Annotated in this window: 10 protein-coding genes; 3 read left to right on the top strand and 7 right to left on the bottom strand. The window is 75.3% G+C overall.

Features of this window, described 5'->3' with window-relative positions; translation table 11 throughout:
- Positions 1–100 precede the first annotated feature (100 nt).
- A complete protein-coding gene (gene recX / locus HS045_RS17425; protein WP_230884397.1) occupies positions 101–868 on the bottom strand; it encodes a recombination regulator RecX in 768 nt (255 codons plus the stop codon).
- A 17-nt stretch (positions 869–885) separates the two neighbouring features.
- Positions 886–1,983, bottom strand: a complete 1,098-nt coding sequence (gene recA / locus HS045_RS17420) for a recombinase RecA (protein WP_196452380.1) — start codon at positions 1,981–1,983, stop codon at positions 886–888.
- A 275-nt stretch (positions 1,984–2,258) separates the two neighbouring features.
- Here recA and HS045_RS17415 point away from each other — a divergent pair, with 275 nt between their 5' ends.
- Positions 2,259–2,543, top strand: coding sequence for a hypothetical protein (locus HS045_RS17415; protein WP_307827568.1), 285 nt, complete (start codon positions 2,259–2,261; stop codon positions 2,541–2,543).
- 101 nt (positions 2,544–2,644) lie between these two features.
- Here the strand turns inward: HS045_RS17415 and HS045_RS17410 are convergent, their stop codons facing one another.
- The gene (locus HS045_RS17410) at positions 2,645–2,839 is read right to left on the bottom strand and encodes a DUF3046 domain-containing protein (protein ID WP_196452378.1); all 195 of its coding nucleotides are present in this window, start codon (positions 2,837–2,839) and stop codon (positions 2,645–2,647) included.
- Positions 2,840–2,921: 82 nt separating this feature from the next.
- Positions 2,922–3,410 (bottom strand): VOC family protein, encoded by a 489-nt coding sequence (locus tag HS045_RS17405; protein ID WP_196452377.1) that lies wholly within the window; start codon positions 3,408–3,410, stop codon positions 2,922–2,924.
- 338 nt (positions 3,411–3,748) lie between these two features.
- Between HS045_RS17405 and HS045_RS17400 the strand changes: the two genes are divergently transcribed.
- Positions 3,749–8,584, top strand: coding sequence for an ATP-dependent helicase (locus tag HS045_RS17400; protein ID WP_196452376.1), 4,836 nt, complete (start codon positions 3,749–3,751; stop codon positions 8,582–8,584).
- Positions 8,585–8,685: 101 nt separating this feature from the next.
- Here the strand turns inward: HS045_RS17400 and HS045_RS17395 are convergent, their stop codons facing one another.
- The gene (locus HS045_RS17395) at positions 8,686–9,399 is read right to left on the bottom strand and encodes a MerR family transcriptional regulator (protein ID WP_196452375.1); all 714 of its coding nucleotides are present in this window, start codon (positions 9,397–9,399) and stop codon (positions 8,686–8,688) included.
- A 63-nt stretch (positions 9,400–9,462) separates the two neighbouring features.
- Here HS045_RS17395 and HS045_RS17390 point away from each other — a divergent pair, with 63 nt between their 5' ends.
- Positions 9,463–10,212, top strand: coding sequence for a hypothetical protein (locus tag HS045_RS17390; protein ID WP_196452374.1), 750 nt, complete (start codon positions 9,463–9,465; stop codon positions 10,210–10,212).
- Positions 10,213–10,287: 75 nt separating this feature from the next.
- Here HS045_RS17390 and HS045_RS17385 read toward each other — a convergent pair whose 3' ends face one another.
- Together HS045_RS17385 and HS045_RS17380 are read right to left on the bottom strand one after the other, a co-directional pair.
- A complete protein-coding gene (locus tag HS045_RS17385; protein WP_196452373.1) occupies positions 10,288–10,599 on the bottom strand; it encodes a multidrug efflux SMR transporter in 312 nt (103 codons plus the stop codon).
- Positions 10,596–11,240, bottom strand: coding sequence for an FMN-dependent NADH-azoreductase (locus HS045_RS17380; RefSeq protein ID WP_196452372.1), 645 nt, complete (start codon positions 11,238–11,240; stop codon positions 10,596–10,598). Before HS045_RS17380 ends, HS045_RS17385 begins: the two co-directional genes overlap by 4 nt.
- Between the last annotated feature and the right edge of the window lie 4 nt (positions 11,241–11,244).

Here is an 11,244-nt window from a genome sequence, read left to right as displayed (position 1 = left end):
TATGACAATCCGCACTGCGCGGAGTAACTCCTCACTGGAGTCGAGATTAAGCGTCGAAGAGGTAACGAGCAAGCAAAGACCCACTGGCCCGCGTGTTCTTTCAAGCGAATGGATCATCCGGATCGACGGGAACGACCGGATCTTCCGCCCCCTCGTTCTCCAGCGCCTCCCGGATGACGCGGAAGGCCAGACTCGGGCCGTACCCCTTGCGGGCGAGCATGCCCGCGAGCCGCCGCGTCCGGACGGCGGGCTCCAGCCCCCGGGTCGCGCGGAGCTTGCGCGCCACGAGGCGGCGGGCGGTCTCGACCTCCTGCTCGGGGTCGAGCTGCTCGACCGCCTCCTTGACGGTGTCCTCGTCCACGCCCCGGTGCCGGAGCTCCGACGCCAGCGCGCGCCGGGCCAGCCCCCGCCCGGTGTGGCGCGAGCTCACCCAGGCCGCCGCGAACGCCTCGTCGTCGATGAGGCCGACCTCGGAGAACCGCTCCAGCACGGCCTCGGCCGCGTCGTCGGGCACCTCGCGCTTGCGCAGGGCCTCCGCGAGCTGCGCCCGGGTGCGCGGCGCCATGGTCAGCAGGCGCAGGCAGATCGCCCGCGCCACCGCCTGCGGATCCGCCGGAGGTCCCTGACTCGCCGCCGATCCCTCGACGGGGCCGTCAGGGACGAGCCCTCCGCCGCCGTCCCCGTCTCGGAGGCCTCTCTCCCCGCGGCCGTCCCGGGCGTCTCTCTCCCGGCCGCTCCCCTGCGCGCCGCGCCGCCTCCGGCCGCCGCGCCGACCCGTCCCGGCCGGACCGGAGGCGGGCAGATCGGGCCAGGCCCCCCAGTCTCCCGGTCCGGTCGCCCCGGCCGGACCGGCGTCGGGTCCCGTCATCATCGCTCAGGTCCGGATCAGGCGTCACCGGGCTTGGGCGCGGCGGCCGCCTTGGCGCCCCGACCGGAGGCGGCGGGAGCCGCGGGGGCGGCCGGCGGCGGGGTGGCGGGAGCGTCCACCCGCGGGCCGACGCCGAGCTTCTCCTTGATCTTCTTCTCGATCTCGTTCGCCGTGTCGGGGTGGTTGCGCAGGAAGTTGCGGGCGTTCTCCTTGCCCTGGCCGAGCTGGTCGCCCTCGTAGGTGTACCAGGCGCCGGACTTGCGGACGAAACCGTGCTCGACGCCCATGTCGATCAGACCGCCCTCACGGGAAATGCCGACGCCGTACAGGATGTCGAAGTCGGCCACCCGGAAGGGGGGCGCCATCTTGTTCTTGACGACCTTCACCCGGGTGCGGTTGCCGACCGCCTCGGTGCCGTCCTTCAGCGTCTCGATGCGGCGGATGTCGAGACGGACCGAGGCGTAGAACTTCAGCGCCTTTCCACCGGTCGTGGTCTCGGGCGAGCCGAACATGACGCCGATCTTCTCGCGGAGCTGGTTGATGAAGATCGCGGTGGTGCCGGTGCTGTTGAGCGCGCCGGCGACCTTGCGCAGGGCCTGCGACATCAGGCGGGCCTGGAGGCCGACGTGGCTGTCGCCCATCTCGCCCTCGATCTCGGCCTTCGGCACCAGGGCCGCGACCGAGTCGATGACCAGCAGGTCGACGGCGCCCGACCGGATCAGCATGTCGGCGATCTCCAGCGCCTGCTCGCCGGTGTCGGGCTGGGAGACGAGCAGCGCGTCGGTGTCGACGCCCAGCTTCTTGGCGTAATCCGGGTCGAGGGCGTGCTCGGCGTCGATGAACGCGGCGATGCCGCCCGCGCGCTGGGCGTTGGCCACCGCGTGCAGCGCGACGGTGGTCTTGCCGGAGGACTCCGGGCCGTAGATCTCGACGATGCGACCGCGCGGGAGCCCGCCGATGCCGAGCGCGACGTCGAGGGAGATGGACCCGGTCGGGATCACTTCGATGGGTGCGCGGGTCTCGTCGCCGAGACGCATGACGGAGCCCTTGCCGAACTGCCGCTCGATCTGAGCGAGCGCGGTCTCGAGCGCCTTCTCGCGGTCGTTAGCTGCCACTGGGAGCCCCCTGGAGGGTTGTGGGTCGGATCGGTGTTGCCAGAAAGCTACGGGGTGCCACCGACATTTTCCGGAGAGCACGCCACTAGGGCTGACCCGTCCAATATAGCCGAACGGCTGTTCGATCGCGGCTCTGCCGCACCACCCGTGTCACCGGAACGCGGCCCCCGGCGCACCGCCGGTCTCCACTCCCCGACGACATTCCCGGGCATTCCGTCAGACCTGTTGTGACCCCGCCGACCTGGGGGAATCCTGGAGCGAAAACGAACCAGAAGGTGCGTCGCTTGACGGATACGTTCACCCAGCAGCGCCTGGCCCACCTCGGCTCCCTGTCCGCGGAGCTTCCCGGCCGGGGGCTGGTCGGCCGCCTGCTCGGAGACGGCGATCCCGTGCTGTGGGTGTGGAACCCCGGCACCGGGAGGCAGACGATCGTCTTCGCCGCCCCCGCCCGGGACGGCTGGCTCTTCCTGTGGTCCCCCGGCGGTCAGGGGGGCGCCGGCGATCCGGCCCGCGCGGCCGAACTGATCGGCACGTCGCTGGAGGACGCCTCCGATCCCTGAACCCGGCCCGCGCGGGGGCGGCCTTGGGGGCGGCGCTCAAGGGCGACGGCCGGTTCCCCTGAACCCGGCCCGCGCGGGGGCGGCCTCCCCGGCTCGCGGCCCTACCGCAGTCGCGAGTCGACGCTCACCACACCGCACACCGCGTGCCAGACCTCCTTGGCCGCGATGCCGTCGGCCAGCGCCTGGGTCACCGTCCGGCCGCCCAGCTCCGCGATGACGTAGTCGCGGGCCCATGACTCGGCATAGGGGTCACCGAAGTGCAGCTTCATCCGCTTCCAGAACTCCGACAGGCGCATCCCCCCAGTATGGGTCCCGACGGGACGTGACCGGGCTGCGGCGGGCCCCGCCCTCGGCCGCTCCGCCGCGGATGGCGGGGGATCAGATGACGTGCGAGCCGTACATCTCGCCGAGGGGGTCGGCGAGCAGTTCCAGGCGCGTCCCGTCGGGGTCGCGGAAGTAGATCGAGGCGCCGCTCTCGATCCGGTGCGGCACGCCCGCGGCCTCCAGCCTGCCGCGCAGCCGCTCCCAGGTCGACGGGTCCACCGAGATCGCGATGTGGTGGAGGCCGCCGAGGACCTCGGCGTAGGGGGCGAGGTCGAGGCCGGGGAAGTCGAAGAAGGCCAGCAGGTTGCCGTTGCCGACGTCGAAGAAGAAGTGGTTGGACCCCCGGTAGTCGCGGTTCTCGAATATCTCGGTGAGGGGGAACTCCAGGAGGTCCTGGTAGAAGGCGATCGTCCTCTCGACGTCGGAGCAGATCAGGGCGAAGTGGTGCAGCCCTCTGGCACTGCTGGGCGGGCGGTGCGCCCGCAGGTGCTCGGCCCTGATCCGTTCGCGTGCCGTCTCGATGGCCGGATAGTCGATGCTCATCGCCTGACCCATCATCCCGTGTGCCGGTTGCTCGCCGTGCCGTGTCTGAGCTATCTCTCCGTGGCGGGAGCGGCCCAACCTGACCGGACCGTCATGCCACCGTCACCCCCGTCCGTCGCTTCCGGCCCTTCCGCCCCGCCGGCCCCCATCCGTCACTTCACGACCTTCCTCCCGGTCGGTGCCCGGCCGTCACCCTCCCGGTCGGTGCCCGGCCGTCACCCTCCCGGTCGGTGCCCGGCCGTCACCCTCCCGGCCGGTGCCCGGTCGGCCCCGTGCTCCCGTTCGCACGGTCGCCGGGCGGCACCGGTTCTGTCGGTGCCGCCCGGCAGTATGGAACCGTGACCGGATCAGCGCTCGACCACTTCACCCGGGTGACCAGGGAATGGTTCGCCGGGGCCTTCGCCGCGCCGACCGCCGCCCAGCAGGGAGCGTGGGAGGCGGTCGCCCGCGGCGACAACACGCTGGTGGTCGCGCCGACCGGCTCCGGCAAGACCCTGGCCGCGTTCCTGTGGTCCCTCGACCGCCTGGCCGCCGAGCGCATGACGGACCCGCGACCGCAGGCCCCGGCCGGACGGCGGCGCTCCCGCACGAAGGACGACGGCCCAGCGGACGGCGGCGCAGGGGACGGCGCCGCTCCCCCGCGCTGCCGGGTGCTCTACGTCTCGCCGCTCAAGGCCCTGGCCGTGGACGTCGAGCGCAACCTGCGCGCGCCGCTGGCCGGCCTCAGGCAGACCGCCCGGCGGCTCGGCCTCCCGGTTCCGGAGATCTCGGTGGCGATCCGGTCCGGCGACACCGCCGCCGAGGAGCGCCGCAGGTTCGCGGCCCGGCCCTCCGACATCCTCATCACCACCCCGGAGTCGCTGTTCCTGCTGCTGACGAGCCAGGCCCGCGAGGCGCTGCGCGGCGTGGAGACCGTCATCGTCGACGAGGTCCACGCGGTGGCGGCCACCAAGCGCGGCGCGCACCTGGCCCTCAGCCTGGAGCGGCTCGACGCGCTGCTCCCGCGCCCCGCACAGCGCATCGGCCTGTCGGCGACCGTGCGCCCGGTGAGCGAGGTGGCCGCGTTCCTCGGCGGCCCCCGCCCCGCGACCGTGGTGCAGCCGCCGTCGGAGAAGGTCGTCGAGGTCGAGGTCGTCGTCCCGGTCGAGGACATGACCGAGCTCGACACGGCGCCCCGGCCGGACGCCGGCGACGACGCGTGGCCGCAGCAGCGGCCGACCCGGCGGACGATCTGGCCGCACGTCGAGGAGCGGCTCCTCGACCTGATCGGCGGGCACCGCTCGACGATCGTGTTCGCCAACTCCCGGCGGCTCGCCGAACGACTCTGCGCCCGCCTCAACGAGCTGGCCGCCGAGCGGTCCGCCGCCGGTTCCGCCGCCGATCCCCTGAACGGTTCCGCGGACGGGCCCGGCGGACGCTCCGCGGGGCACGGCCCGGAGCCGGTCCACTGGGCCGGGGGCTTCCCCCGGCCCCCCGCCGCGATCTCCGCTCCGGCCGAGATGATGGCCCAGGCCGGGACGGGCGCGGGGGCGCCGCCGGAGATCGTGCGGGCCCACCACGGCTCGGTGTCGAAGGAAGAGCGCTCCCAGATCGAGGAGGCGCTCAAGTCCGGGCGGCTGCCCGCCGTGGTGGCCACCTCCAGCCTGGAGCTCGGCATCGACATGGGCTCGGTCGACCTGGTCGCGTGCGTGGCGGCGCCGCCGAGCGTGGCCAGCGGCCTGCAGCGCATCGGCCGGGCCGGGCACCAGGTGGGCGCGGTCTCCCGCGGCGTGATCTTCCCCAAGTACCGGGGGGACCTGGTCCAGACCGCCGTGGTGGCCGAGCGGATGAAGAGCGGCCGGATCGAGGAGCTGCGCTACCCGCGCAACCCGCTCGACGTGCTCGCCCAGCAGATCGTCGCGATGACCGCGCTGGAGGAGTGGACCGTCGACGAGCTGGAGACGCTCGTCCGCCGCGCCGCGCCGTACCGGACGCTGCCGCGCAGCGCGCTGGAGGCGACGCTCGACATGCTCGCCGGGCGCTACCCGAGCGAGGAGTTCGCCGAGCTGCGCCCGCGCATCGTCTGGGACCGGGTCACCGGCGTCCTGCAGGGGCGGCCGGGCTCCCAGCGGCTGGCCGTCACCAGCGGCGGCACGATCCCCGACCGGGGCCTGTACGGCGTGTTCCTCGTCGGGGAGAAGGCCTCCCGGGTGGGCGAGCTGGACGAGGAGATGGTCTACGAGTCCCGGGCGGGGGACGTCTTCGTGCTCGGGGCGACCTCCTGGCGGATCGAGGACATCACAGCCGACCGGGTGCTGGTCTCCCCCGCCCCCGGGCAACCGGGCAAGCTGCCCTTCTGGCACGGCGACACCCCGGGCCGCCCGGCCGAGCTGGGCCGGGCGATCGGCGCCTTCCTGCGCGAGCTGGCCGCGGCCGGTCCCGAGGCCGCGCCGGCCCGGGTCCGGGCGGCGGGCCTGGACGGCTTCGCCACCGCCAACCTGCTGGCCTACCTGGCCGAGCAGCGCGAGGCCACCGGATACGTGCCGGACGACCGCACCCTCGTGGTCGAGCGCTTCCACGACGAGCTGGGCGACTGGCGCGTGGTGGTGCACTCGCCGTACGGCGCGCGGGTGCACGCCCCGTGGGCGCTGGCGATCGGGCGGCGGCTGCGCGAGCGCTACGGCGTCGACGTGCAGGCCGTGCACTCCGACGACGGGATCGTGCTGCGCATCCCCGACACGCTCTCCGACCCGCCCTCGGACGTCGCGGTCTTCGACGCCGAGGAGATCGAGCGGATCATCACCGAGGAGCTGGGCGGCTCGGCGCTGTTCGCCTCCCGGTTCCGCGAGTGCGCCGGACGGTCCCTGCTGCTGCCGCGCCGCAGTCCGGGCAGGCGGACCCCGCTCTGGCAGCAGCGGCAGCGCGCCTCCCACCTGCTGGGCGTGGCCGGGCGCTACGGCTCGTTCCCCGTCGTGCTGGAGACGATGCGCGAGTGCCTGCAGGACGTGTTCGACGTGCCGGGGCTGGTCGGCCTCATGCGGGACGTCGCGGCGCGGCGGGTGCGGCTGGTCGAGGTGGAGACCTCCCAGGCGTCGCCGTTCGCCGCGTCCCTGCTCTTCGACTACGTCGGCGCGTTCATGTACGAGGGGGACGCCCCGCTGGCCGAGCGCCGCGCGCAGGCGCTCGCGCTCGACACGAGCCTGCTGGCCGAGCTGCTCGGCCAGGCCGACCTGCGCGAGCTGCTCGACCCCGACGTGATGGCCGACGCCGAGCGCGAGCTGGCCCGGCTGGACCGGCCGCTCCGCGACGCCGAGGACCTCGCCGACCTGCTCCGCTCCCACGGGCCCCTGGTCTCCGCCGACGTGAGCCTGCGCGGAGGCGACCCGGCCTGGCTGGACGGCCTGGAGGCGGCCCGGCGAGCGATCCGGGTGCGGGTGGCCGGGCAGGAGCGGTGGGCCGCGGTCGAGGACGCCGCCCGGCTGCGCGACGCGCTCGGCGCACCGCTCCCGGTGGGCCTGCCGCACGCCTTCCTGGAGCCGGTGGACGATCCGCTCGGCGACCTGCTGTCGCGGCACGCCCGCACGCGCACGCCCTTCACCGCCTCCTCCGCCGCGGCCAGGTTCGGGCTGGGCCCGGCCGTCGTCGCCGACGCGCTGCGCCGCCTGGCGGCCGCCGGCCGCGTGGTGGGCGGGGAGTTCCGGCCCGGCGGCCGGGGCGAGGAGTGGTGCGACGCGGGCGTGCTGCGCATGCTGCGCCGCCGGTCGCTGGCACGGCTCCGCAAGGAGGTCGAACCGGTCCCGCCGGAGGTGCTGGCCGCGTTCTCCCCCGCCTGGCACGGCGTCACCGGCGCCGCGCGCCGGGGCAGGCCGCCGGTCGACGCGCTGGTGGACGCCGTCGAGCGGCTCCAGGGCGCGGCGGTGCCCGCCTCGGCGCTGGAGACGCTGGTCCTGCCGTCCCGGGTGCCGGGTTACGACCCGTCCCTGCTGGACGAGCTGACCTCCTCCGGCGAGGTGGTCTGGGCGGGGCAGGGGTCGCTGCCCGGCGGGGACGGCTGGATCTCCCTGTACTTCGCCGACACCGCCCCGCTGCTGATCCCCGCCCCCCTGGAGATCACCACGACCCCGCTGCACGAGGCGGTCCTGGAGGTCCTCGCCGGCGGGGGCGCGCTGTTCTTCCGCGAGCTGACGGGCCGGGCCGGCGCCCTGCTCGGGGAGGTCCCCGACGACAGGGCGCTGGTGGCGGCGGTGTGGGACCTGGTGTGGGCGGGGCGGATCACCGGCGACACCCTGGCCCCGCTGCGGGCGGTGCTCGGCACCGGGCGGCCCGCGCACCGCCCGGCGGCCACCCGCAGGCGGCGGGCGGTGCTGCCCACCCGGAGCGGCCCGCCGACCGTGGGCGGGCGCTGGTGGCCGCTGCCCGCCCCGGCCGAGGACGCCGCCCAGCGGGCGCACGCCCAGGCGGAGGTGCTGCTGGAGCGGCACGGCGTGGTGACCCGGGGTGCGGTCGCGGCCGAGCGGCTGCCGGGCGGGTTCGCCGCCGTCTACCAGGTGCTGCGCGCGTTCGAGGAGAGCGGCCGGTGCCGCCGCGGCTACTTCGTCGAGGGCCTGGGCGGCGCCCAGTTCGCCCTGCCGGGGGCCGTCGACCGCATGCGCGCGGCCGCCTCGCCGCCGGCTCCGGCCCCCTGGGACGCGTCCGCGCCGCCGGAGGCCGCCGACCCGTGGAGCATCCCTGCCCCGCCCGCGTCCGCCGACCCGCGGAGCGCCTCCGGCCCCGGACGGGCGCCGGCCGGCCCGTGGGGCGCCCCCGCCCGCCATGACGGCGGCGACGGGCGGCGGGCCGTGGTGCTCGCCGCCGCCGACCCGGCCAACCCGTACGGCGCGGCGCTGCCGTGGCCCGCGCATCCGGGGGACGTGTCCCACAAGCCGGGGCGGAAGGCGGGCGCCCTGGTGGTGCTGGTCGACGGGCAGCTGGTGCTCTACGTCGAGCGCGGCGGCAAGACCCTGCTGTCGTTCGCCGACGACGACCGCGTCCGGCCCGCCGTCGACGCCCTGGCGCTGGCGGTGCGGGACGGCGCACTCGGCAGGCTCACGGTGGAACGCGCCGACGGGGCGGCGATCGGCGACTCCCCGCTGGCCGCCGCGCTGGAGTCCGCCGGGTTCCACCCGACCCCCCGCGGACTGCGCCTGCGTTCCTAGATCCGGCGCCGTTCCCGGACCCGGGCCTGGCGCCGTTCCCGGACCCGGGACCGCTCCCGAACCGGGACCCCGCACCGTTTCTGGACGCCGCGCGCGGCGGATCACCGCGCGCCGGGTCGCGTCGGCACCTCCAGGACGGTGACCCCGACGCCCTCGGCGTCGACGAGGTGCTCCTCCAGGGTGGGACCGGCGACGGCCAGCCCGTGGCGGTCCAGCCAGCCGAACAGGTCCTGCCCCGCCCGGACCACGCCGACCGCGGGCGGGACGACGGCGCGCACGACCGTGCGGGCGGGCAGGGTGAGCGGCTCGCCGTCCCGCCCGGCGGCCACGGCCGCGGCGAAGCCACCGGCCGGGTGCCCGTGCAACCAGGTCAGCAGGGTCTCCGGCGCATCCCCGCACACGGCGGCCAGCTCGGACGGGTGCTCGACGCGCAGACGGCGCACCCGCAGGCGGCGGGCCCGCACGGCGGCCTGCTGGGGCAGGATCGACATCGGCCGCCTCAGCCGGTCCTCGGCGCGGGCCGCCGCGGCCTCCAGCTCGGCGATGTCACGCCGGATGGCGGCCACGGTGTCCGTCAGCGCCTGGCGCAGGTGGGTCTCGGGGGCGTCGATCAGCTCGGCGATCCGGCGCAGCGGCAGGCCCAGGCGCTGCAGACCGCGGATGCGTTCGAGCCGGGAGAGCTCGGCCGCGCCGTACCAGCGGTAGCCGGTGACGTGGTCGACGGCGGCGGGGGCGAGCAGCCCGATCGCGTCGTAGTGGCGCAGCGTGCGCTCCGACACGCCGGACATCCGCGCCAGTTGTCCGATCCGCCACATGACGGCCCTCTTTCCCGTGCGCGTTGACCTTCCCCCTGCGGCAGGGTTCTACCGTAACCGCCCATGACGTCCACCATCACCCGCGATGCGGGCATCCGGCTCACCGGCGCACTGCTGCTGGCCTCACTGATCACGATGATCGCCGCGGTGGCGATCGTGGTCCCGGCAGGACTGACCCTGAACCCCGCCGACCCGGCCGGCGCGCTGGCGGCGGTGAACGGGCACACCGGCCTGCACCTGGCCGAGCTGGCCCTCGACGTGCTGGCCTGGCTGGCGCTGACCGCGGCCGGGCTCGTGCTGGCCGCCGGTCCGGCCGCGGCGGGCGGGCCGTACCCGGCCGCGATGCCCGGCGGACCACCGAGCGGACGGCCCGGCGGGCCGTCGGGCGGGCCGTCGGGCGGGCTGCCGGGCGCGCTGCCGGGCGGGCTGCTCGCCGCCACCGGGCTGGCGGGCCTGCTGCACGACGCCGGGAACCTGGCGGTCACGCAGCTGGCCGCCGATCCCGCCGATCCGACCGCCGCCGCCGTGGCCGCGGCGGTGCTGCTCACCGCAAAGTGGGCCGTCAACCTGACGGGCCTGCTGTGGGCCGCCGCCACGGCCGCCGCCGCGGCGTGCCTGCCGCTGCCCCGCCGACTCCGCCTCGCCGGCGCGGTCGCGGTGCTCTGCGGGCTGGCCGCGGTCGCGTTGCCGTGGACGACCGGGACCGGCGGCCCGTCGCCGGAACTGGAGCAGCTCGGCTACGGCCTCCAGTTGCCCGTCATGCTCTGGTACGGCGTGCTGGGCGTCCGGTTCCTGCGTGACCGCGGCCGGTAGAACGCCCCAGCACCGAAGCACCGCTCCGCCTCCGGAGCACCGCCGGTCCGCCGGTCCGCCGGTGACGGCGACGCGTCAGGCGAGCCTGGCGAGGACGATGCCGCCGACGATCAGCGCGAGGGCGGCGAGGCGGCCCGCGCCGAGGGGGTCGCCGTTCAGCACGACGCCGAAGGTGATCGCCCCGACGGCTCCGATGCCGGTGAAGACGGCGTAGGCGGTGCCGACCGGGATGTCGTCCATCGCCTTGGAGAGCAGCCAGACCGCGCCGGCGGCCAGCGCGAAGCAGACCAGGGTCGGCACCGGCCGGGTGAAGTTCTCCGTCGGCTTGATGCTCTGCGACCAGGCGATCTCCACCAGCCCGGCGAGCAGCAGCAGGGCCCAGCTCATCTCCGGGCCTCCGCGAGGATCCGCACCCGGGCCTCGGCCCGCGAGGCGTCCTGCGCGTCGCGCAGGTGCGCCAGGGCCGGGTCGATCAGGGCGTTGGCCAGCTCGGCGTGGACGAACGCGACGTCCTCGACGCCGAAGTGCCCCTTGAAGAAGTCCCGCAGGTAGCGCTCCTGGTGGTCGAACGGTTCGCGCGGGGTGCCGGGCCCGTAGGCGCCGCCGCGGGCGCCGGCCACCACGAACCGGCGCCCGGACAGCGACATCTTCGGGAAGGTCACCTGGTCGAGCCAGGCCTTGAGCGCCGAGGGGACCGAGTAGTTGTACATCGGCGTGCCGATGAGCACCACGTCGGCGGCCACCAGCTCGTCCAGGAGCGGGGCGAGGACGGCCCAGGCCTCCTCCTGCCCGGGAGTCCGCACGGCCTCCCGGTAGCGGCCGACGTCGGTGATGCCGTGCGCCAGCACGTGATCGCACAGCTCGGTCCACGCCTCGCCGATGTGCGGTACGGGGTCGGCCGCCAGATCGCGGTAGGTGTAACCGCCGTCCGGATGTGCCGTACGCCAGGCCCGGGCGAACGCCGCGGAGAGCTCCCGGGAGATCGAACGACGCCGGGCGCTGGCGTCCAGGTGCAGCAGATGGCTCATGATC

The sequence above is a fragment of the Planomonospora sp. ID82291 genome (assembly GCF_015711645.1).
In the GTDB taxonomy this organism is placed as follows: Bacteria; Actinomycetota; Actinomycetes; order Streptosporangiales; family Streptosporangiaceae; genus Planomonospora.
Note: the sequence above shows the minus strand (reverse complement) of the source record. Positions and strands in the feature narration are given on the sequence as shown.